This is a genomic window from Paraburkholderia sp. GAS33, from assembly GCF_050436645.1.
GTDB lineage: Bacteria > Pseudomonadota > Gammaproteobacteria > Burkholderiales > Burkholderiaceae > Paraburkholderia > Paraburkholderia phenazinium_B.
In genome coordinates this window covers 86,628-108,401 of the sequence record NZ_JBNDMP010000012.1, presented here as the reverse complement: position 1 = coordinate 108,401, position 21,774 = coordinate 86,628, and the positions used below count along the sequence as shown (strand labels likewise).

General features: G+C 60.8%; 17 protein-coding genes and 1 pseudogene. 11 read left to right on the top strand and 7 right to left on the bottom strand.

From position 1 onward, the window contains the following. Positions 1-960, bottom strand: a complete 960-nt coding sequence (locus P3T24_RS29965; RefSeq protein WP_429440407.1) for a quinone oxidoreductase family protein — start codon at positions 958-960, stop codon at positions 1-3. Between the two features lie 110 nt (positions 961-1,070). Here P3T24_RS29965 and P3T24_RS29960 point away from each other — a divergent pair, with 110 nt between their 5' ends. Next, positions 1,071-1,523 (top strand): MarR family winged helix-turn-helix transcriptional regulator, encoded by a 453-nt coding sequence (locus P3T24_RS29960; protein WP_254368971.1) that lies wholly within the window; start codon positions 1,071-1,073, stop codon positions 1,521-1,523. Positions 1,524-1,565: 42 nt separating this feature from the next. Here P3T24_RS29960 and P3T24_RS29955 read toward each other — a convergent pair whose 3' ends face one another. Both P3T24_RS29955 and P3T24_RS29950 read right to left on the bottom strand, forming a co-directional pair. Then, on the bottom strand, positions 1,566-3,026 hold the full coding sequence (locus tag P3T24_RS29955) for an amidase (RefSeq protein ID WP_429440269.1): 1,461 nt from the start codon (positions 3,024-3,026) through the stop codon (positions 1,566-1,568). A gap of 24 nt (positions 3,027-3,050) precedes the next feature. After that, positions 3,051-3,914: an AraC family transcriptional regulator gene (locus P3T24_RS29950; protein ID WP_429440405.1), complete on the bottom strand. Its 864-nt coding sequence runs from the start codon at positions 3,912-3,914 to the stop codon at positions 3,051-3,053. 345 nt (positions 3,915-4,259) lie between these two features. Here P3T24_RS29950 and dnaN point away from each other — a divergent pair, with 345 nt between their 5' ends. Continuing rightward, positions 4,260-5,360: a DNA polymerase III subunit beta gene (dnaN, locus tag P3T24_RS29945; protein ID WP_429440267.1), complete on the top strand. Its 1,101-nt coding sequence runs from the start codon at positions 4,260-4,262 to the stop codon at positions 5,358-5,360. Positions 5,361-5,422: 62 nt separating this feature from the next. Then, positions 5,423-5,890 (top strand): annotated as a pseudogene (locus P3T24_RS29940) (OsmC family protein); the annotation flags it as partial. Between the two features lie 11 nt (positions 5,891-5,901). Here the strand turns inward: P3T24_RS29940 and P3T24_RS29935 are convergent. The 3 genes from P3T24_RS29935 to P3T24_RS29925 all read right to left on the bottom strand — a co-directional run bounded on the left by P3T24_RS29935 (position 5,902) and on the right by P3T24_RS29925 (position 9,007). Continuing rightward, positions 5,902-7,305, bottom strand: coding sequence for a tetratricopeptide repeat protein (locus P3T24_RS29935; protein ID WP_429440265.1), 1,404 nt, complete (start codon positions 7,303-7,305; stop codon positions 5,902-5,904). Between the two features lie 228 nt (positions 7,306-7,533). Then, positions 7,534-7,998, bottom strand: a complete 465-nt coding sequence (locus tag P3T24_RS29930) for a hypothetical protein (protein WP_074267438.1) — start codon at positions 7,996-7,998, stop codon at positions 7,534-7,536. Positions 7,999-8,077: 79 nt separating this feature from the next. Continuing rightward, positions 8,078-9,007, bottom strand: coding sequence for a LysR family transcriptional regulator (locus P3T24_RS29925; protein WP_429440264.1), 930 nt, complete (start codon positions 9,005-9,007; stop codon positions 8,078-8,080). A 224-nt stretch (positions 9,008-9,231) separates the two neighbouring features. Here P3T24_RS29925 and P3T24_RS29920 point away from each other — a divergent pair, with 224 nt between their 5' ends. The 4 genes from P3T24_RS29920 (at position 9,232) to P3T24_RS29905 (ending at position 14,125) form a co-directional block, all read left to right on the top strand. Continuing rightward, positions 9,232-10,584 carry an MFS transporter gene (locus tag P3T24_RS29920; protein WP_429440262.1) on the top strand — a complete coding sequence of 451 codons (1,353 nt, stop codon included), beginning with the start codon at positions 9,232-9,234 and terminating at the stop codon, positions 10,582-10,584. Positions 10,585-10,627: 43 nt separating this feature from the next. Next, positions 10,628-12,154, top strand: a complete 1,527-nt coding sequence (locus P3T24_RS29915; protein ID WP_074267442.1) for a CoA-acylating methylmalonate-semialdehyde dehydrogenase — start codon at positions 10,628-10,630, stop codon at positions 12,152-12,154. Between the two features lie 45 nt (positions 12,155-12,199). Beyond that, positions 12,200-13,084: a 3-hydroxyisobutyrate dehydrogenase gene (gene mmsB / locus P3T24_RS29910; RefSeq protein ID WP_429288939.1), complete on the top strand. Its 885-nt coding sequence runs from the start codon at positions 12,200-12,202 to the stop codon at positions 13,082-13,084. A 237-nt stretch (positions 13,085-13,321) separates the two neighbouring features. Beyond that, on the top strand, positions 13,322-14,125 hold the full coding sequence (locus P3T24_RS29905) for a phytochelatin synthase family protein (protein ID WP_083611787.1): 804 nt from the start codon (positions 13,322-13,324) through the stop codon (positions 14,123-14,125). A 58-nt stretch (positions 14,126-14,183) separates the two neighbouring features. Here P3T24_RS29905 and P3T24_RS29900 read toward each other — a convergent pair whose 3' ends face one another. Next, entirely contained in the window at positions 14,184-15,158 is a 975-nt protein-coding gene (locus P3T24_RS29900; protein WP_429440260.1) for a LysR family transcriptional regulator, read from the bottom strand. 136 nt (positions 15,159-15,294) lie between these two features. On the opposite strand from P3T24_RS29900, the gene P3T24_RS29895 reads away from it, so the two are divergent. The 4 genes from P3T24_RS29895 (at position 15,295) to gudD (ending at position 21,700) form a co-directional block, all read left to right on the top strand. Next, a complete protein-coding gene (locus P3T24_RS29895) occupies positions 15,295-17,583 on the top strand; it encodes an NADP-dependent malic enzyme (protein WP_429440258.1) in 2,289 nt (762 codons plus the stop codon). Between the two features lie 258 nt (positions 17,584-17,841). Then, entirely contained in the window at positions 17,842-18,603 is a 762-nt protein-coding gene (locus P3T24_RS29890; protein ID WP_074267446.1) for a FadR/GntR family transcriptional regulator, read from the top strand. A gap of 348 nt (positions 18,604-18,951) precedes the next feature. Further along, on the top strand, positions 18,952-20,286 hold the full coding sequence (locus tag P3T24_RS29885) for an MFS transporter (protein WP_074267447.1): 1,335 nt from the start codon (positions 18,952-18,954) through the stop codon (positions 20,284-20,286). Positions 20,287-20,350: 64 nt separating this feature from the next. Continuing rightward, complete coding sequence (gene gudD / locus P3T24_RS29880) at positions 20,351-21,700, top strand: glucarate dehydratase (protein WP_429288945.1); 1,350 nt, start codon at positions 20,351-20,353, stop codon at positions 21,698-21,700. Positions 21,701-21,774: the final 74 nt, after the last annotated feature.

Below are 21,774 nucleotides of genomic sequence, written 5' to 3'. Positions count from 1 at the left end.
TCATGAGCTCGTCGTAAATACGGTCCGCGCGCGGTCATCGACGTCTGCCCAATGCTTTTCCACCTCAGACAGAGGAACGGTTTTCGTTGCGATCTTCAAGCCACCGGGCACAGCGGCACGGAGCACCTGCGTAATCGCATGGAAGATGCGCGGCATCGGAATGCTGCCGATCCCGCTGCCCATGAGTTCGATCGCCGTCGATCGAAGTATTGCGCTGGGCAGGCTAATGGTTGATCCACTAATAGCGCCGATCTGGATGAAGCGGATTGGCACCGCATCCGGAGCAACATGGGCGGCGGCCGCCAGTAACTGTTCCGCGCTTTGCCCCCAAAGATAGTCGAGAACCACGCCTACACCGTCACGAAAGTGAGTTTGAAATTCGCTTTCAATTGCTGCCGCATCCTGCGTGAGGTTGATCGTGACGTCAGCGCCGAGCGTCTGCAAAGTCTGTAATGCCAGATCATTGCGTCCGGTCGCGATGACCTTGCCGGCTCCGAGGTACCTCGCGATCTGCACGGCCAGACTACCCGAGGAACCGGTTGCGCCGTTGATCAGCACTGTTTCTCCCTTGACCAGCTTTGCACGTTCAACGAATGCAGCCCACGACGACATGCCTGGAATCGCGATCGCGGCTGCCGTGACATCGTCGAGCTCAGGCGGCAACGCGATGCACCGTTGCTGCTTGACGAGGCAATAGTCGGCCATGCCGCCGAAGGGCGCTTCGGGAAGCACAAAATAGACGCGCTTTCCGTCTTCGAGCGTCCCGACACCGTCCATGCCTGGGACGAGGGGAAACTCTCCCGAGGAGCTATAGTGGTTGCCAGATGCCCGGCTCCTCGTAATGTGGCTTAAAGCTGACGCTGCAACTGCGATGCGGGCCGTGCCTTCGGTGACGGTCGGCTGTGTGAAGTCTGCATAAACTGGCGTTGCGCCAGGTCCTTTAACGAGTGCCGCTTTCATGTTTGCTTTCCTTTGACGAATATAAAAGTATCGGTTTCGTCCTCGGCTAGAGAACTCGATATATGTGTATAATGCACGCATATTGAACATGCGCAAGGAATCCAATGGCGATGAAAAGAGAAGTCCGCGAGCTGCGGGAAGCCCTGCTGGATCTGACGGGTATTTTGAATCGGCCGCAGCCCGACGCTGCCTTGATCGAAGCCGCCGGCGTCGACCTGGACCGCGCGCTTTTCCCGCTACTGGCCCGGGTAGAGCGGCGCGGGCCGCTTGGCATCGTGGAACTGGCCGAGTTAGTTGGACGCGACTACACAACGGTCAGCCGGCAGATCGCAAAACTGGAGAGCCTTGGGCTTATTGCGCGTTGCCCCAGTCCGGAAGACGGACGGGTTCGCGCGGCGGTCATTACGGATCAGGGGCGGGCGATTACGACGGCACTTGACGCCGCGCGCCAGAAGATCGTTGAAGGATTGCTGGCGGATTGGGACAAGGAAGACGTACGCGACCTCGTACGTCTTCTTCGCAGGTTCGCTGACGATGCGCTTGGGTGGGTCAAGACGCTGTAGGTAGCGGTTTGCCTCGGGATGATTCAGGTGCCATGCGCGACATCATGGACCGGAGAACGCGGGTGGTGGCATAAAGCCTCCGAACTCGCGTTCCACAAGGTTGGCAAAGGCGATAGGCGTGCGGTCTTCCAGATAAGGGCCGATTGCCTGGAGCCCGATCGGCAAGCCGGAGTCTCCAAGGCCGATTGGGAACGTGGTCGCCGGCAATCCAGCCATGTTCGCGAGACTCTGCCATGCCGCCTGCTCAGTGTAGGCGACTCGTTTGCCGTCCACTTCGATGTGACGCGAGCGCATGTCGGAATGATCATGGACGAAAGCCGCTACGGTAAGCACGGGACAAACGACGAGATCCCACTCGCGAAAGAACTGGCGCCACCGGTGCATCTGCGCAACGCGCGTGCGATCGGCGTCAATCCAGTCCCGATGACCAAGCACGACACTGCGCAACTCGACGGCCGCTGGACTCGTGTCGTCGCTCGATAGACCGGCGGCAAGCCCCTGGAGCGAGCGATATTCCTCAAGCGGCAGCCCTGCACCCGAGAATGACAGAAGTAACTGTCCGAACGTGCGCAATATCAGACTGAGATCGGGTAGCAAGGCGCTCCCCGTTGCAACAACGCAGCCGGTTCCCTCAAGACGCTTGCGGAAACGTTGCATCGCCGAGCGCACATCGTTGGAGAGCGTCGCATCAGGGTGATCCTCGAGCATCAACACCCTGAAGTCGGCGAGCCGGGTATGGCGAGGGGGTGGAAGATCCAGTCGGTAGCCTGTCGCTTGCATATCGTCGGGGCCGGCTAGCACGTCGAGGGCCAATGCGAGATCGCCGGCGCTGCGCGCCATTGGACCGACCACGGCGAGGTCGGGATCGGCGCTGACTGAAAGCATCGGAATGCCAGGGGGTGCCATACCCCGCATCGGTATCAGGCCGTGAGTGGGCTTGTGCGCATAGATGCCACAGCAGTGAGCGGGAACGCGCAGCGAGCCGCCGATGTCGCTACCCAGTTCGAGCGGCACGAACCCAGCCGCCAACGCGGCAGCGGAGCCGCCAGACGAGCCACCTGGCGTTCGGGTGAGGTCCCAGGGGTTGTTGGTCACGCCGTAAATGCGATTGTAGGTCTGCCAGTCGTTCAGCATGGTCGGGACATTGGTCTTCCCCAGAATCACGGCGCCTGCCTGTTTGAGACGCCGCACGGCGACCGCGTCTTCTGTGACCTCGAGGTTCTCGGTGCCTGGTACTCCCCACGTTTTAGGCAGCCCCGCCACGTTAAAGGACTCCTTCACCGTAATGGGCACACCGAGGAGCGGACGACGTTCGCCACGACCGAGCGCGTCATCCGCATCTTTGGCTGCGCGGCGCGCGCGTTCGAAGTCTCGTATCACGACGGCATTGATCTGCCCATCGTAACGTTCGATGCGAGCCACGGCGTCGTCAAACAGTTCGACTGCCGATACCTCGCGCGACTGCAACGCAGCGATCATGTCGCGGACGGTACTGAAGCTCAAGTCGTTCTCCTGATCATTGATAAGTCACTTCTTTGACCCGTCAGCTGGCTCTGAGCGATCCTTTACAGGCAGCCAGACCTCAACGAAACCGGTTCCCGCAACTGGATCGAAATCTTCGCTATAGCGTTCGAGTTCGGGCGCCTCCGCGGCCTCCATTCCCGACTGCGGCAGCCAATGATTCCAGATGCTGTAGAAGGTCTGATGCAGCGTGGTGACGTGTCCTTGATGCACAAAGACGGCGTAGTGCTGGGGTTTGATTTCAATGCAGCGAAACGATGGAGGCAACCGGTCGCGGCTTTTCACCTCCACACCGGCGATATATTCAAACCCGCCTTCACTATCCGGGTTGCAGCAAACTCCATAGGTCACACCGCCGACCTGATCGGCGAGATTGCCGATGTACGGAATGAAGGCTTGCCAGAGCGTAGGGATGCCTTCGTTGGTGTCGAACGTAAACCGGCCGCCCATGCCGCCGATCAAAAGCGTCCCGCCCGCCTCGAAGCGTGGCCCGGCGAGATCGACAATTCTGGTTTCTTTCATGCGTAGTGGCTCCACAAGAGACATGCCATCAAGATTGCGCCCGGCTCGCACCCGTTCGGGCGTGATGCCGAACAGATCGTGGAAGGCGCGCGTAAACGCCTCGTGCGACCCATATCCCGTGTCCAGCGCCACGCTGAGAATGTCCGGTGCGCCCTGCGCAAGCTCGCGTGCCGCACGGCTGAGCCGTCGAGCCCGGACGTAGCGCATCACCGGCCATCCTGTGCTGATTGCGAAGCTGCGAGCAAGACCGAAGCGTGAGACTTCGCAGATGCTGGCGATCCGGTCGAGGGTCAGCTCCCGGCCCAGTTCAATTTCAATGAACCACAGCGCTTTTGCAACTACATCCATGGGTTTCCTGACGAGGGTTTCGAGCAAATATAGGGCATTGCCGGGAGCCGCATTTGATCGTTCTTGCGAGAGGCGGTTCATGCCTCCACTTGCGCGAATCAGGTGACTGACAAGTGAAGCTTGTCAGTTGACGAAAGCCGATTGGGCAGCTATCGTGCATCCATTGCAAGACTAAACCTCGCCCATCGCGGGCAGGTGTCGGGGGATTTCGTCCGCGCAAATGCGACGTCGTGAGCCACTGACAGGAATGCATCGCTCGCCTGTATGCATTTAGGATGGCGAATTAAATGATGATGTTAGAACGAATCGACAAATCGCGTCATCGTCAAACCATAAGGAAACACCATGAAGTTTCTCAAAGCGCCGCGTGATGCCCTGATTCAGCCCTTGCAAATTGTTTGCGGCATCGTGGAGCGGCGCAGTACCCTGCCTGTTCTTTCCAGCGTGCTTGTGTCCACCGCAGGAAACGAATTGAGTTTCCGTAGTACCGACCTGGAACTGGATCTGAGGGCGACGGAAACGATCGAATCCTGCGAGTCCAGTACGTCCCTGACGGTCAACGCCCGCAAACTTCTGGATGTCGTGCGGGCCATGCCCGATGCACCCATCAGCCTTTCGTCTTCAGGCCACCGTCTCATCATTCAGGGACCAGGCAGCCGGATATCCCTGCATGCGGGAAGCGCTGAGGATTTTCCTCAGATCAGGCAAAGCTCAGAGCCGGAGCTGTCGCTTTGCGTCAACGCCGGGAGCCTGAAGCGGCTTTTGCACATGGTGCATTTCGCCATGGGGGACAACGACATTCGCTACTTCCTCAACAGGGCGTTGCTGATCACCGGACGTGAGCTGACTGCGGTGGCCACCGACGGACACCGATTGGCGACCGCGCGCATTGCGTCGCAAAGCGAGCACGAAGTGCGCGAGATCATTGTGCCAAGAAAGGCGATCATCGAACTGATACGCCTGCTTCCGGAAGACGATTCGACGGTCATGCTAACCACTGCCGCGGGATACGCGAGTTTCGCCTTTGGGAAGATATTCTTCACCTGCAAGCTGATTGCGGGCCGTTATCCCGACTTCAAGCGCGTGATCCCTTCCGGATTCGAGGCGGAATTCACGATTGACCGGAAATCGTTTTACGCCTGCTTGCAGCGTGCGGCCGTGCTCACAACCGAGAAATTCAAAAGTGTCCAATGGGTTGCAGGAGAGGGCCGGCTGCAGGTGAGCGTCAGCAACCCTGAAGACGAGGAATCGGTGGAGGAGGTTGAGATAGACTACGCGGGAACGCCCGTAGACCTCAGCTTTAACATCCGTTATTGGATGGATGCACTGGCAACGCTTCGGGCCGATACCCTCGAGGTCCGTTTGAGCGCCGCGAAACTGGCCGCGCTGATTGTCGCTCCCGGCGATGAGGCGTTCCGCTACGTGGTGATGGCATTGCGCAAGTGAGCGGCCCGCGTAGCTGCTGACAGCCTCGCGGGCCCAGCATGTTCAACTTGAAGGAGATTGGCGTGGCACATGGCGAGCATAAATATCGGGTCTCGGTGGAATGGACCGGTAACCGTGGCACTGGAACGTCTGGCTACCGCGAATATGGCCGCGACCATACTATTCGCGCTGGCAGCAAGCCCGATATTCCAGGGTCGTCGGATGCGGCGTTTCTCGGTGACGCAGCGCGCTGGAATCCCGAAGATCTGCTGGTCGCCTCTGCTTCGGCGTGTCACAAGCTTTGGTATCTGCATCTTTGCTCTGATGCGGGCATTGCGGTGCTCGAATATCTGGATCACGCAGAAGGGACGATGGTCGATAGCGCCCAGCGTGGCCAGTTTACGCAGATCGTTTTGCGCCCGCATGTAACGATTCGCGCGGGCGGCGATCGTGATCTCGCGAAGCATCTGCATCATGCGGCGCATGAAAAATGTTACGTCGCAAACTCGGTCAATTTCCCGATCGTTTGCGAGCCGACGATCGAAGTCGCGCCGGCCTGGTATCAGGTGCCGTACTCTTGCACAGAGGCTTTGCCCGGGGGACGCGCCCGTCGTTCGAGTAAAGCCTGAAATGCCTGCTTGATGCGCTCAACGGCCTTTGTCTTGTACGGGAAGCGCTGATTATTCCCATGTACGAGCATGCTCGCATTGACTTCGAACACGACGATGGCGCCATCGCGCGCAAGTCCGCAGTCGATGCCGAAGTAATCCAGACCGATAGCGTCACGAATCGATTGCAATGCGGCGCGCTGAGTGGCTCCGAAGACGCGCGACGGATCTTCGAGGAACGCTTGTTCCTCGTTCTGCATCCATGCGTGGGTCGCCATGCTGGTGGTCACGTGATGGACCTTCCACTTGTCGTCAATCGCGAGATGGTACGGCAGGATCTCGTCGCCCACGCAGACGAAGCGGTATTTGCGGAAATAGCCGTCGTTGGACCGGTAGTCGACGAACGATGTCAGATAGTAGCTGCTGGCATTGAGTCGGCTCAGGAATGCCTCTAGCTGCGCTGGATCCTCGAATTTCTCGAAGTTATCACCACCGTGTGCGCCAGCAGGCCTTACCAGAACCGGAAAAGTTAAGGACTCCTGTGACGTTCCTTTAACCATCGCAGCCAGTTCGGCCGCTGAATAAAGCCGTGTCTGCGGGACACAGCAACCCGGTAGTTGCGCGAGCCGCTTCGCAACCGCATCCCGGCCCGTTCCCGCAATCAGTTGTGGCGGGTTGATAACCGGGCTGCCCACGCCGTCCACCAATGCTTGCGCCGGTGCGAGAAAGGCGTGACCGCGATCGACATCGGAAATGAGATTCACGACTACATCAGCATAGATCCGCAGGCGGTCGATGTCGTACTCCACGTCCGGCAACAGGGTGATGATGTTGGTCTCGAAGCGGGCCCGCTCGATCAGATATTCGATCGGGGTATTGCCCGCATTCGGTCCAAATACAAACAGCACGCGGAATGCAGGCGGTGCGACGCTGGCCGGGATGGTGATCAACGGCTTCAGTTTCAGCGCGCGGCGATAGCTGGCGTCGGCCTCGTCGTCGAGACCGAGTGCCTGCTGAAAATTGGCGACGATGTGCAGCGTCGCGGCGTCATCCGGTTCGTGTTCGAGGGCGCGCTTGAAATGACTCAGCGCACGTTGCCGTCGTCCCGTGCAGGCTTCGGCAAGGCCAAGCTGCCGGTGCACGGCGGCATGGTCACCGGGCCGCGCCAGTAGTTGAGCGAGCAGGCCAATCGCTTCTTCGAATCGATCCCTTCGGATCAATACCTGGGCGAGTCCAAAGCAGGCGTCCCAATGACCGGGCTCGATACCGGTCGCCTGACGAAAATGGCTTTCGGCGAGGTCAAGGCGTCCCTCCTGCTGATAGGAGGAGGCGAGGGAAAGATGAGAGTCGATGGACATGGTTGAAGAGCGCCGCCAGGCGTGGCACGTGAGGCGACGCGCGCGGCGGGTAGAGCGATGGTTCAGCGGGTCTCACATCCGGTTGCGCGGATGAAACGCAATCAGAGGAGACGAACCGTTGGAGAATAGCAGCGCAATACTTGCGCCGATTTGAACTTCGAGCCCGAAGGCTTACGGATCATTACGAGGGGTGTCTGATGTAAGTTTCGGTAATGAAATACTCTGTGCTTACGCGCGTTTCCGCTGCACTGCCTGATACGGTTCGCCGGCTTTGAACCGGGTCAGCCGGTCGCTGGCTTCGGTAATCGCCCATAAAGGGGCTTTCTGCAATTGCTGGTCGTAAATCGTCACAATCGACGCGAAGATGTCGTAGCCGGCCCGATCGAGCATCCATTCGCCGCTGGCGCGACCGCGCTCGAAGCAGGCGGCGCTCAAAGCGTCTGCCGTCCGCAGCGCTTCGGGTGTCAGCTTGCCGTAACCTGCTTCGACGATGAAGGCGACGAGCAACATCGCCTGCGTCACCGTCTGGGCCGCTTCGACGTTCCCGTCCCCACGCCGCAGGCTGTCGAGCGCCAGGTGGACCTGGAGGGCGAGTTCATCCGCGGTGTCCCTCGGAAGTGGCAACAGCATGGCCTTTGCTGCCCGCGCGCGGGCTGCCTGGGTGTTGCCGGAAAACGGAATTGTCTTGGCCATGAGCGGGTCGTTAGAAGGTGGCAGTTGCAATAACGGCCTCTCCGCCAAAAGCTTAAGCCCCTCGACTTCGTCGCGACCCTTAGGCTTCCACATACATCGTGTCAGCCGATTCCCCCATTAGCAGTTCCCGGTTTGCATCGGCCGCGGCGCGCAGATAGTCCCACAACGAAGTGATGCGTCGCAGTTTGCGCAGGTCCTCCCGGCAGCAGAGCCAGAAATGCCGCGTCACGACGACTTCATGCGGCAAGACGGCTTCGAGCAGGGGATTCGGCTCCGCCATAAAGCATGGGAGGATCGCGAGCGCGTTGCCTTGCAGCGCAGCATGATACTGGGCGATCACACTCGTGCTGCATAGATTGGCCGCGGCGTTAGGGATGGTCCGGTCGAGATAGAGCAGTTCGCGGCTGAAGGCGAGTTCGCCGACGTAGCTGATAAAGGCGTGGTCGCGCAAATCGGCAACGGTGTTCACCGGTGCATGACGATGCAGATACTCGCGCGTGCCATACAGCTTGAGCCGGTAGTCGCACAGTTTGGTATAGACGTATTGGCCGCGCTCCGGCCGCTCCAGCATGATGGCGAGATCCGCCTCGCGTTTGGACAGGCTGACGAAATGCGGAACGGGTAGCAGGTCGATCGAAATATCCGGATGTTTACCCGCGAAGCGCGCCAGCTGCGGCGCGAGAAAAAAGCATCCGAAGCCCTCGGTGGAGCCGACCCGCACGTGCCCCGACAGCGAGTGCGCACCACCCGTGAACTGCTCGGCGGCGGATTGCACGGTGGTTTCCACGGCGTCGGCGTAGGCGAGCAGGCGCTGGCCGTCGGCGGTCAGCACGAAGCCGTCGGCCCGTGATTTATCGAACAACACGGTGCCCAGCGACGCCTCCAGTTCTCTCACCCGGCGTGCCACGGTGGTGTGGTCGACGCCCAGCCGCTTTGCCGCACCGCTGGCCCGTTGGGTCCGCGCTACCTCGAGGAAGTAGCGCAGATCATCCCAGTTCACGCTTTGCATCTAGTCTCCCGTCGATTCGGAGTTAGCGCTTCAGTGCGCTACTCCGAGCCCATGCCAGCTGGCTTGCGTTGTGTTTTTTTGCATATCAGATGGGCTTTTTCATCTCTATGCCGTGGATATTCGAATAACTATACTCGGATGCAAGCCGCTGGAACAACCACGGCATGGACGCCTGCGCCATCCGCGCGACTGGCGAGCCTATAAAGATATCGGAGACAAACAGGATGCAGATGCAATCGACCCCCGACCGGGCGGCAGTTGCCGCACCGGTTCCCAGGCGCGCCCGGGATTACCTGATCGCCGGTTGGGCCAGCATGGCCGGCACCACGATCGAGTGGTACGACTTCTTCCTCTACGGCACGGCCGCCGCGCTGGTATTCAACAAGATCTTCTTTCCGACGCTCGACCCGATTCTCGGCACGCTTGCCGCGTTCGCAACGTACGGCGTTGGCTTTATCGGGCGTCCGATGGGCGGCATCGTGTTTGGCCACTTCGGCGACCGCATCGGCCGCAAGGCGATGCTGCTGGTCACGCTGCTGATGATGGGCATTCCGAGCATGGTGATCGGCCTGATTCCTTCTTACCAGAGCATCGGTTACTGGGCCGCGGCGCTGCTGGTGGCGATGCGCTTTCTGCAGGGGATGGCTGTAGGCGGCGAGTGGGGCGGGGCTGTTCTGATGGCGGTGGAACATGCGCCGCCTGGCCGCAAGGGTTTCTTCGGCAGCCTGCCGCAAACTGGCGTGGGCTTCGGGCTGATTCTCTCTTCGCTGGCGATGGCCGCTGTCACCGCACTGCCGGAAGCCGATCTGCTTGCATGGGGCTGGCGCGTTCCGTTTCTCGCCAGCATCGCGCTGGTGGTGATTGGCTGGGTGATCCGGGTACGCGTGCCTGAATCGCCGGACTTCGAACGGGTGAAAGCGCAGGGCGAGCCGGTCAAGGCGCCGATCCTCGAGGCCATGCGCCGGCATCCGCGCGAACTGCTCATCATCATCGGCGCACGGGCTGCGGAAAACACCTGGTTCTATCTGGTCGTTGCTTTTGCGCTCGCTTATGCCGCCAATCAGTTGAAGATTCCCAAGGCCTCCATCCTGCATGCGATCACCGCTGGCGCCGTGCTGTCGCTGGTCACGATGCCGTTTTGCGGCCACCTCAGCGATCGCATCGGCCAACGGCGTCTGTTCCTGATCGGCCTCGTCATCATGTGCCTGTTCGCTGCGCCGTTCTTTGCAATGCTCGGCACGCGCGATCCGGTCACCGTGTGGTGGGCGATGGTGCTTGGCGTGGGCGTCGTATTTCCGATTCTGTACGCCCCCGAGTCGCAATTGTTCGCCTCGCAGTTTCCGGCTGAGATTCGCTATAGCGGCATCTCGTTGTCCGTGCAGATTGCCGGCGTGATCGGCGGCGGTATCGCGCCGATCATCGCTACCGCGCTGCTTGCCTTGGGTGCCGGCCGTCCGAAATACGTGGTCGCTTATATGGTGGCAATGGGCATTGTCGCGTTGTTCTGCACGGTGTTGATGCGACCGCATGCTGACGAGTCTCAGTCGGCCGAAAGCCCATCGCTCGCCCACCAATAAACCACTGAACTTAGCTATCCGAACCTAACCAAGAGAGTCGATCATGAATGCTGTTACTCAGGCGTCCAACGCAAATGTCAGCACGGTGAAACTGCTGATCAACGGCGAGTTCGTCGAATCGGGCACGCGCGAATGGCGCGATATCGTCAATCCGGCGACCCAGGAAGTGCTTGCACGCGTGCCGTTTGCAACCGCCGCTGAAGTCGATCAGGCCATTCGTTCTGCGCACGCCGCGTTCGCCACGTGGAAGAACACGCCGATCGGCGCACGGATGCGCATCATGCTGAAGTATCAGGCGCTCGTCCGTGAACACATGCCGCGCATTGCAAAGACGCTGTCAGCCGAACAGGGCAAGACGATTCCCGATGCGGAAGGCGATATCTTCCGCGGACTTGAAGTGGTCGAACATGCGTGCTCGATCGGCACGTTGCAGCAGGGCGAGTTCGCTGAGAACGTTGCGGGCAGCGTCGACACGTACACGTTACGTCAACCGATCGGCGTGTGCGCCGGCATCACGCCGTTCAACTTCCCCGCCATGATTCCGTTGTGGATGTTCCCGATGGCGATTGTCTGCGGCAACACTTTCGTGCTGAAGCCGTCGGAGCAGGATCCGCTCTCGACGATGCAACTGGTCGAACTGGCGATCGAAGCCGGCGTGCCTAAGGGCGTGCTGAATGTCGTGCATGGCGGCAAGGAAGTCGTGGATGCGCTGTGCACGCATGAACTGGTGAAAGCGATTTCGTTCGTCGGCTCGACGGCGGTGGGGACGCATGTGTATCGCCTCGGCAGCGAACACGGCAAGCGCGTGCAGTCGATGATGGGTGCGAAGAATCATGCAGTGGTGCTGCCGGATGCGAACCGCGAGCAGACCTTGAATGCGCTTGCGGGCGCCGGCTTCGGCGCAGCGGGCCAGCGTTGCATGGCGACCTCGGTAGTGGTGCTGGTGGGCGCGTCGCAGCAGTGGTTGCCGGATCTGGTTGAGAAAGCGAAGACGTTGAAGGTTAACGCAGGCAACGAGGCTGGCACGGACATCGGTCCGGTGGTCTCACGCGCCGCGAAGCAGCGTATCCTTGGCTTGATCGAAGCGGGTGTGAAAGAGGGCGCAACGCTTGCGCTGGACGGCCGCGACGTCAAGGTGGCGGGCTACGAGGAAGGCAACTTCATCGGCCCGACGATTTTCACCGACGTGACAACCGAAATGGAAATCTACCGCACCGAAATTTTCGGGCCGGTGTTGGTGGTGCTGAGCGTGCCGACGCTCGATGAAGCGATTGCACTCGTCAACCGCAATCCGATGGGCAACGGCGTGGGGCTTTTCACGCAAAGCGGCGCTGCGGCACGCAAATTCCAGAGCGACATCGACGTGGGTCAGGTGGGGATCAACATTCCGATTCCGGTGCCAGTGCCGTTTTTCAGCTTCACGGGTTCGCGCGGTTCGAAGCTGGGCGATCTCGGGCCGTACGGCAAGCAGGTCGTGCAGTTTTACACGCAGACCAAGACAGTGACGGCGCGCTGGTTCGACGACGCAACCGTCAACGATGGCGTCAATACGACGATCAGCCTGCGCTAGTCGTTTAGCGCCGAGACCTATGGATCACGAAGTGGAGACGCAATCATGAAGATCGGTTTTATCGGACTCGGCAATATGGGTGCGCCGATGGCGCAGAACCTGCTGAAAGCTGGCCATACGGTGAACGTGTTTGACCTAAGTGCGCAGGCGGTGCAGGCATTGGTCGATGCGGGGGCGAAAGCAGCGGCTTCGCCGAAGGCTGCGGTGACGGATGTCGAATGCGTCATTACGATGCTGCCGGCGGCCGCTCACGTGCGCAGTGTGCTGACGGCGGAGGACGGCGTGCTGGCGGGGATTGCGCGCGGCGTGACGATAATCGATTCGAGCACGATCGATCCGGCGAGCGTCAAGGCGTTCGCCGAACTCGCGGCCCAGCACGGCAACACGTTCGTGGATGCGCCCGTGTCGGGTGGCACGGGCGGCGCGGCGGCGGGTACGTTGACGTTTATGGTGGGCGGCAGCGCGGCCGTCTATGAGCAGGTCAAGCCGGTGCTTTCGGGAATGGGCAAGAACATCGTCCATTGCGGGGACACTGGCACGGGGCAGGTCGCGAAGATCTGCAATAACCTGGTGCTCGGTATCACGATGGCCGGCGTTGCGGAAGCGATGTCGCTGGGCGCAGCGCTCGGTATCGATCCGAAGGTGCTGGGGACGATCATCAATACGTCTACGGGACGCTGCTGGAGTTCGGATACGTACAATCCGTTCCCTGGTGTGATCGAGACGGCGCCTTCGTCGCGGGGCTACACCGGCGGCTTCGGCACGGATCTGATGCTGAAGGATCTCGGTCTCGCTACGGATGCGGCGAAGCAGGTGCGTCAGCCCGTCTATCTCGGCGCGCTGGCGCAGCAGTTGTATCAGACGATGAGCACCAAAGGCGCGGGGCGTCTGGACTTTTCGGCCGTCATCAAGCTGTATAAGGCGGATTGATTACAGTCAACCTGGAAGCGATCGATCGGCGCTCGTCAGCGGCGCCGATCGATCGTGATGGTCTGCAGTCTTCCCAACGAACCAGTGCCTCGCGCCGCCCCGGACGTTCATCCGGCCGGCGCAAGCACCATTCTCACGCGCGGCTTTGTTTCGTGTTAAAAAACGAAGTCGCTTATCGGGTGCATGCATAGCGGCCTGGCAGTTATCGCCCGCAATCATCTGCGTGAGAAGGATTCGATGCCCACTAATTCATTTCTGTGCTCCGGTCGATTCAAGAGCCTCGGCGTGCTGATAGCCGCTGGTGTTGCTTTTTCGTTGTCGGGCTGTGCGGCCTCGCCATCTGCGGAAGCTCAATCCGCTCCGCCTCCGGCGATCCATTCCGCCGACGGTCCCTTGCCCGTCCCGCCCAACCTCGTTGCATTGATGCAGCCCGAAGGACAGAAACGGCTCCTGTCCAGCGTGGACAAACAGTCGTATTGGCCGCTTTCCCAGTACTTCGAAACGCAGAGGAACGAGGCCTACTGTTCAGTGGCGAGTTCCGTCATGACACTGAATGCGTTGGGCATCAAGCGTCCGGAGTCGACGCAATACCCCGACTTCCCGTACTTTTCGCAAGAGGACTTTTTCCGTAGCGTCGATCCGCAGGTCGCCAACGCGGCGCGGGTATCGAGAGAGGGCATGACGCTTGACCAGCTCAGTTCGGTCTTGAGCGAATTCCCGGTGGACGTGAAGAAATTCCATTCCAGTGACCTGACGCTCGCGCAGTTTCGCGATCTGATTCGCGATACCACGGCGCAATCCGACCGCTTTGCGCTGCTGAATTTCAGGCGTCCGGAGATCGGCGAGACGGGCGGGGGCCATTGGTCGCCGCTTGCGGCATATGACGCAGACACAGATAGCGCGCTGCTTCTCGACGTTGCGCGGTACAAGTACCCCGCCGTTTGGGTTCCAATAGCGCAACTGTACGCAGCTTCGCAATCGGTTGATAACGTTAGCGGGATTTCACGCGGCGTAGTGATCGTGAGCAAGCGGGCGAATTAATGGCGTGCAAAAGATCCCCCCAATTGCCCATCGCGCAGGATGACGACATAAGGTTTTCTCAAGAAGCGACTCGTTTATAGGTTTCCTGGCAGACCTGACGGAGCGACTCTGCGAACAGTCGATTGGACATCCTCTCAGGTTCGTTCAAACGCGTGAACAGCGCGATCGGCGACAACGTCCATTCGAACGAATAAGGCACGATCGCGACACCAGCAATGCGCACCAGCTCCTCGGCGATATCCGCGGGGACGATGGACACCGACTGCTCGCCGGCGACGATCATCTCGCCAATCAGCTTGGACGAATAGCTCTCGACGATCGGCGTCGGCGGCGTCAGACCCGCGCCGAGGAAGATATCGGCGACCTGTTCGCGCATCGGCGTGTTCGGGGCGCCGAGAATCCAGTCCAGTTCCGCGAGTTTCTGCCAGTCGATCTGTCCGCGCGCGAGGTGCGCCGCGAGGCGGCGGCTCGCGATCAACCGCGGCGGCTGACGATATAACACCTCGACGCTGACCTGCTGCAAATCGAGCGAGGCGGATGCACGGCCGAGCACGATGTCGACGGTATGGTCGCGTAACTGGGCGAGCAACTGCTCGCTCGTACCCTCGTGAATTGTAACGGTCAGACGCCGGTTGCCTTCGGGGCGAGTACGCTGAATCGCCGTCGACACCATCTGGCCCGGGATGAACGGGATCACGCCGATATGCAGATGCGCCGCATGCCCCGACGCCACCGACTCCATTTCCCTGACGAGATGATCGAGATCCTCGGTCATGGCCCGCGCTCGCGCCAGGACCACCTGGCCCAACGCCGTCGGCGCCATGCCGCGCGCGGAGCGGTCGAACAGCGGCGCCCCGAACATGTCCTCCAGTTCCGCCAGCATATTGGTGACTGCGGGCTGGCTGCTTGCCATGCGCTCGGCGGCGCGCGTCAGGGAGCCGTGTTGCTGGATTTGCAGCAGCAAGGTGAGGTGCCGCATTTTTAGGCGCGATGACAGCTTGCGGACCACCGCGTTGGGATCGAATGCCGCCATAAATGCCGCGAGCCATTAGAAAAATATGATGGGGGCATATTAACTCTAAATATTATCCTTATGGCGCGTGCCTAGAATGAGCCCATCACTTTTGATTTGCGCCGCGCAAGGCGCCCAACCATAGGGCTCAACAAGAATGAACACGACGGATCGCCAGGCCGCTCTCGACTATCACGAATTCCCGGTCCCGGGAAAAACGGCGGTTACCGCCACCAAGCCGCTCGTGACGCAGCGCGACCTTGCCTTGGCGTACACGCCGGGCGTTGCCGCAGCGTGCGAAGAGATCGCCGCCGATCCGCTCAACGCGTTCCGCTTTACCGGCCGTGGCAATCTGGTCGGCGTCATCACGAATGGCACCGCCGTGCTGGGACTGGGCAATATCGGCGCGCTGGCCTCGAAGCCGGTGATGGAAGGCAAGGCGGTGCTGTTCAAGAAGTTTGCCGGCATCGACGTGTTCGACATCGAGATCAACGAGACCGATCCCGACAAACTGGTCGATATCATCGCGGGCCTGGAAGCGACCTTCGGCGGTATCAACCTCGAGGACATCAAGGCGCCGGAATGCTTCACCGTAGAGCGCAAACTGCGCGAGCGGATGAAGATTCCGGTCTTCCACGATGATCAGCATGGCACCGCCATCACCGTGTCCGCGGCCTTTATCAATGGTCTGAAGGTGGTGGGCAAGAGCATCAAGGAGGTCAAGGTCGTCACGTCCGGCGCGGGCGCGGCGGCGCTGGCTTGCCTCGAACTGATGGTGGACCTCGGCTTGCCTATCGAGAACGTCTGGGCAACCGACATCGAAGGCGTGGTGTACGAAGGCCGCACCACGTTGATGGACCCGCAGAAGGCGCGCTTCGCGAAGGACACCTCGGCCCGTACGCTGGCCGAAGTCATCGAGGATGCCGACGTGTTTCTCGGACTGTCCGCCGGCGGCGTGCTAAAGCCCGAGATGGTGAAACGCATGGCGGCGCGCCCGCTGATTCTCGCCTTGGCCAATCCCACGCCGGAAATCTCACCGGCCGAAGTGAAGGCCGTGCGCGACGACGCGGTCATCGCGACGGGCCGCTCCGATTATCCGAACCAGGTCAACAACGTCCTGTGTTTCCCCTATATTTTCCGCGGGGCGCTGGACGTGGGCGCGACCACCATCACGCCGGAAATGGAAAAAGCCGCGGTCTATGCGATTGCCGCTCTCGCCGAGGAAGAGCAGAACGAAGTGGTCGCCGCTGCGTACGGGGCATATGGCGTCGACTTCGGTCCTGACTACATCATCCCGAAGCCGTTCGATCCGCGCCTGATCGTGCGTATCGCGCCGGCTGTTGCGAAGGCCGCGATGGACAGTGGCGTTGCCACGCGTCCGTTGCAGGACCTGGACGCGTACACGGAGCAACTGCAGCAGTTCGTCTACCGGTCGGGCGCCTTCATGAAGCCGCTGTTCGCAGCGGCGCGGCAGATCGTCCGTGAAGGCGGCAAGTCGCGCATCGTGTTTACCGAAGGCGAGGAAGAGCGCGTGCTGCGCGCGGTCCAGGTGATTGTCGATGAAAAGCTCGCGCGTCCGATTCTGGTCGGCCGTCCTGAAGTGCTGATGGCGCGGATCGAAAAGTACGGCCTGCGTCTGCGCCTCGGTCAGGACGTCGAAGTGACAAATCCTGAGTATGACGAACGATTCCATCAATACTGGACGACGTATTGGGAATTGATGTGCCGCGACGGCATCACCAAGGAAATGGCGCGCGTGGAAATGCGCCGCCGTTTGACGCTGATCGGCGCGATGATGGTGAAGCTCGGTGACGCCGACGGCATGGTGTGCGGGACGGTTGGCGCGTATCACGACCATCTGCGTTTCGTGGATCAGGTGATCGGCAAGAAGGCCGGAGCGCAGACCTATGCGGCGATGAATATTCTGCTGCTCGACGATCGCACCATCGCGCTGGTCGATACGCACGTCAACGACGACCCGACCGCCGAGCAGATTGCCGAATTCACGATTGCCGCTGCGAAGAGCATGGCTGGGTTGAATCTGGTGCCGAAGGTGGCGTTGTTGTCGCGCTCGAACTTTGGCTCTGGCAGTTCGGCGTCCGGCGCGAAGATGCGGCGTGCGCTCGAACTGGTGATGCAGCAGGCGCCGACGCTGGAAGTCGACGGTGAAATGCACGGCGATTGCGCGCTCGACGAAGCGCTGCGCTCACGCATCCTGCCGATGTCGCGCCTGAAGGGCGCGGCGAACCTGCTGGTGTGCCCGAACGTGGACTCGGGGAACATTGCCTACAACCTGTTGAAGACCGCGGCAGGCAGCAATGTGGCGGTGGGGCCCTTCCTGTTGGGCGCCAATGCGCCGGTGCATGTGCTGACGTCGAGCTCGACGGTGCGCCGGATCATCAATATGGCGGCGTTGACGGTGATCGACGCGAACCGGGAAGTTTGAGGCTGGGTGTCGCGGGATTCGGGGGCTTCTGTGTGAGGTGTGCGCGGCGTCCCGGACCCAGCGCTCAACGCGCGTTATCGATGGTCATCTGACGTCGTCGATAACGCTGCTTCAAGTCTCCGGCAAATCCGCTCCTCTGCACCGTCCGACAAGGATTTGCGCCTAATCCCTCCGGTTGCGTCCATTGCTGAAATCAGCCGTCCCGCGTTGTAGGACAACGTATAATGAGCGGGTCAGCAAACCAACAGGAGGTCCTTGATGACCGCGTCCCCAGCCCTCACTGCGCCGCCTGCGCGCGCGCGCGGAAGTCTTGCTGACCGGGTGGTGAACTACATCAACGAACAGGTCGCGGCGCATACGCTGAAGCCGGGCGACAAGCTTCCCACCGAGACGACCTTGATGTCGCTGCTTGGCGTCAGCCGGACGGTGGTGCGCGAGGCTATCTCGCGACTGCAGGCCAATGCGGTGATCGAGACGCGTCATGGCATCGGCAGCTTTGTGCTTGAGCCGCGCCGTGAGCCGTTGGGTCTCGAGATGGTGCCCGCCACGACGTTAGCGGATCTGCTCTCGGTCATGGAACTGCGTATCAGCCTCGAAACCGAGTGTGCAGGGCTCGCCGCGCAGCGCGCGAGCGAGCGCGACCTGGCTAATATTCGCGCCGCGCTGGACGCTATCGGAGCCACCAGCCGCGCCGGCGGTGACAGCGCAGCCGCAGATCTGCGGTTTCACGTCGCGGTGGCGAGCGCCACGGGCAACCGCTATTTCGTGGACATTCTCACGCAGATGGGCACCGCGTTGATTCCCCGGCATCGTGTCGATTCGCCGAGTCTTGCCCACAGCGATCCCGCCGCATACATGGCGCGGGTCAATGTCGAGCACGAGAGCATTCTCGACGCCATTGCCCGGCGCGACCCGGAGGGTGCGCGTGCGGCCATGCGGATGCATTTGTCGAGTAGCCGCGAACGGCTGCGACGCTTGAGTGTGGGGGCGTCGGAAGAGGGTGTCGAGCGCACGGCCTGAGACGGCCCCGCGCGAAGTCAGAAAGCGGCCTGCGGGCCGCTTTTTTGTTGCATCTGCCCTGCTCAGGGTTCCAATATCAGTCATCGTATAACAAACGATGTTATGCCTAAAAAACAGTCACTTAGGCATCGAGTCTTGCTGCGAGAGTCCTCATCTTAAGGACTTGCGGTAGTAATAATCCCTTGTCCATCAAGGTTGTGAGCCTGACTCAAAGGGTAAACACCTAATGGGAATTTAATTCTATAAAAAGTAGACTGTCGTCAGACAACATAGCCGGGACTGGGAAGCGAGCGCGACCGCGCTCGTCGCAAATCAGCCCGCGTTGCGTCTGGAGCCAGGAGACAAACCTTGACATCTGTTCCCACCGCGGCGATCGACCCGCTCGAGTCAGCGGTTTCGAAGGTGAAGCGGCACATCCTGCCGCTCTTCCTGATCATGTTCATCGCGAATTACATCGACCGCGTGAACATCGGTTTCGTCAATTCGCACATGCAGGCGGATCTGGGGATCGGTGCGGCGGCCTACGGTTTGGGCAGCGGCCTGTTCTTCGTCGGATACGCGCTGTTCGAAGTACCGTCGAACGTCCTGATGCAAAAGTACGGGGCGCGCGCATGGCTCACGCGCATCATGGGGACGTGGGGTCTGGTCGCCGGGGCGATGGCGTTTGTCTGGAACGACACCTCTTTCTACGTGCTGCGTTTTCTGCTCGGTGTTGCAGAGGCGGGTTTTTTCCCGGGCGTGGTGTTTTATTTCACACAGTGGCTGCCGCAGAAAGAGCGGGGTAAGGCGGTGGCGGTGTTTCTCTCGGGCTCGGCGCTCGCGTCGGTGCTGTCTGGTCCGATTACCGGCAGTTTGCTATCCGTGCACGGGCTTGGCCTGCAGAGCTGGCAGTGGATGTTTCTGATCGAAGGCGGGTTTTCAATCGTGTTGTGTGGCGTGAGCTGGGTCCTGCTGAAATCGCATATCCGTGACGCTACCTGGCTGACGGCTGAAGAGCAGCGGGTGCTGCAAACGTCCATTGCGAAAGAACAGGCCGAGCGCGACGCACTCGGCGGCGCCCACTTGCCGGCCTTGAAGCTGCTGAAAGACCCGCAAATCGCGCTGTTCTGCTTCCTGTACTTCGCGATTCAATTGACCATTTACGCTGCCACGTTCTGGTTGCCCACCATCATTCGCAAGATGGGCGCACTCTCGGATTTCCAGGTTGGCATGTTTAACACCATCCCCTGGCTCATCGCGATGGTCGCCATGTACTGTTTCGCCGTGCTATCGGCCAGGTGGCGTTTTCAGCAAGCGTGGCTGGCTGGTGCGTTGGTGATTGCTGCGTGTGGATTGTTCGCCTCGACCTCTGCCGATCCGGTGTTCTCGTTCGTCGCAATCTGCTTCTCCGCGATCGGCTTCAAGGCTGCCTCGTCGCTGTTCTGGCCGATTCCGCAGGGCTATCTGGATGCGCGGGTGGCCGCTGCCGTGATCGCGCTGATCAATTCGGTGGGCAACCTCGGCGGATTTTTCGCGCCCGCGACGTTTGGCTATCTGCAGCAACATACCGGTTCGATTAGCGGTGGGTTGTATGGGCTGGGTGTCGCGTCGCTCATCGCTGCTGCTGCGGCGTTCCTGACGCGCAATCGCCGCGCGCCGCCTACCGACGGCCTGGTGCAGCCGCTGCATAGCAAGGCCAACTAAGCATCTGAACCATACTCGAACCCACTCTGCCCGTTGGCTCCATCACTTCTAGGGTCCTACTTTAATGTCTACGAAACCCATCCAGACGAATGCCACACCGATCGTCACCGAGTTGCGCGTCGTGCCGGTTGCCGGCCGTGACAGCATGCTATTGAACCTGAGCGGCGCGCATGGGCCGTTCTTTACCCGCAACGTCGTGATTCTGCGCGATAGCGCAGGCAATACCGGCGTCGGCGAAGTGCCGGGCGGCGAAAACATCCGCAAGACCATCGACGACGCGCGGCCGCTCGTCGTCGGTCAGTCGATCGGCAACCTGCAGGCCGTGCTGAACCGGGCGCGCACGCAGTTTGCCGACCGCGACGCGGGCGGACGCGGCTTGCAGACCTTCGACCTGCGCACCACGATTCATGCGGTGACCGCACTCGAAGCAGCGTTGCTCGATCTGCTCGGACAACATCTGGGCGTGCCGGTTGCCGCGTTGCTGGGCGAAGGCCAGCAGCGCGACGAGGTCGAGATGCTCGGTTACCTGTTTTACATCGGCGATCGCAAGAAGACTGACCTGCCATACGCGAGCGGCGCCGAGGGTCGCGACGCCTGGGAGCGCGTGCGCACCGAAGAGGCGATGACGCCGGAGGCCGTGGTGCGACTGGCCGAGGCTGCTCAGGCACGCTACGGCTTCAATGACTTCAAGCTCAAGGGTGGCGTATTGGCTGGCGACGCTGAGATCGAAGCGGTTACCGCGCTGGCAGAGCGTTTTCCGAATGCACGCGTCACGCTCGATCCGAACGGAGCGTGGTCGTTGGCGGAAGCTGTGCGTCTGTGCCGCGACCAGCACGATGTGCTGGCCTATGCCGAAGATCCCTGCGGCGCGGAGAACGGTTATTCGGGCCGCGAGGTGATGGCTGAATTCCGCCGCGCGACCGGTCTGCCGACGGCGACCAACATGATTGCTACCGACTGGCGTCAGATGGGCCATGCTATCCAGTTGCAGTCCGTCGACATCCCGCTTGCCGATCCGCACTTCTGGACCATGCAGGGCTCGGTGCGCGTCGCGCAGATGTGCAACGATTGGGGCCTGACGTGGGGCTCGCATTCGAACAATCACTTCGATATCTCGCTCGCGATGTTCACGCACGTCGCCGCGGCGGCCCCCGGCAAGATCACCGCCATCGACACGCACTGGATCTGGCAGGACGGCCAGCACCTGACGCGCGATCCGCTGCAGATCGTCGGCGGCAAGGTTAAGGTTCCGGAAGCAGCGGGTCTGGGCATCGAGCTCGATATGGATGCGCTGGAGAAGGCGCACGCGCTATATCAGCAGCACGGCCTGGGCGCGCGCGACGACGGCGTCGCGATGCAGTACCTGATTCCGAACTGGAAGTTCGACAACAAGCGCCCGTGCCTGGTGCGCTGAGCCTGACTTCAACCCGATCTCAACTCGACAGCGGCCGTCGCGGCCGTTCACTTTTACCCAAAACTTGAACCTCA

Bases quoted from the DNA above. Each gene is read 5' to 3' on its own strand.
- P3T24_RS29965 (WP_429440407.1), bottom strand. From the start codon at position 960: ATGAAAGCGGCACTCGTTAAAGGACCTGGCGCAACGCCAGTTTATGCA.
- P3T24_RS29960 (WP_254368971.1), top strand. From the start codon at position 1,071: ATGAAAAGAGAAGTCCGCGAGCTGCGGGAAGCCCTGCTGGATCTGACG.
- P3T24_RS29950 (WP_429440405.1), bottom strand. From the start codon at position 3,914: ATGGATGTAGTTGCAAAAGCGCTGTGGTTCATTGAAATTGAACTGGGC.
- dnaN (WP_429440267.1), top strand. From the start codon at position 4,260: ATGAAGTTTCTCAAAGCGCCGCGTGATGCCCTGATTCAGCCCTTGCAA.
- P3T24_RS29935 (WP_429440265.1), bottom strand. From the start codon at position 7,305: ATGTCCATCGACTCTCATCTTTCCCTCGCCTCCTCCTATCAGCAGGAG.
- P3T24_RS29930 (WP_074267438.1), bottom strand. From the start codon at position 7,998: ATGGCCAAGACAATTCCGTTTTCCGGCAACACCCAGGCAGCCCGCGCG.
- P3T24_RS29925 (WP_429440264.1), bottom strand. From the start codon at position 9,007: ATGCAAAGCGTGAACTGGGATGATCTGCGCTACTTCCTCGAGGTAGCG.
- P3T24_RS29920 (WP_429440262.1), top strand. From the start codon at position 9,232: ATGCAGATGCAATCGACCCCCGACCGGGCGGCAGTTGCCGCACCGGTT.
- P3T24_RS29915 (WP_074267442.1), top strand. From the start codon at position 10,628: ATGAATGCTGTTACTCAGGCGTCCAACGCAAATGTCAGCACGGTGAAA.
- mmsB (WP_429288939.1), top strand. From the start codon at position 12,200: ATGAAGATCGGTTTTATCGGACTCGGCAATATGGGTGCGCCGATGGCG.
- P3T24_RS29905 (WP_083611787.1), top strand. From the start codon at position 13,322: ATGCCCACTAATTCATTTCTGTGCTCCGGTCGATTCAAGAGCCTCGGC.
- P3T24_RS29900 (WP_429440260.1), bottom strand. From the start codon at position 15,158: ATGGCGGCATTCGATCCCAACGCGGTGGTCCGCAAGCTGTCATCGCGC.
- P3T24_RS29895 (WP_429440258.1), top strand. From the start codon at position 15,295: ATGAACACGACGGATCGCCAGGCCGCTCTCGACTATCACGAATTCCCG.
- P3T24_RS29890 (WP_074267446.1), top strand. From the start codon at position 17,842: ATGACCGCGTCCCCAGCCCTCACTGCGCCGCCTGCGCGCGCGCGCGGA.
- gudD (WP_429288945.1), top strand. From the start codon at position 20,351: ATGTCTACGAAACCCATCCAGACGAATGCCACACCGATCGTCACCGAG.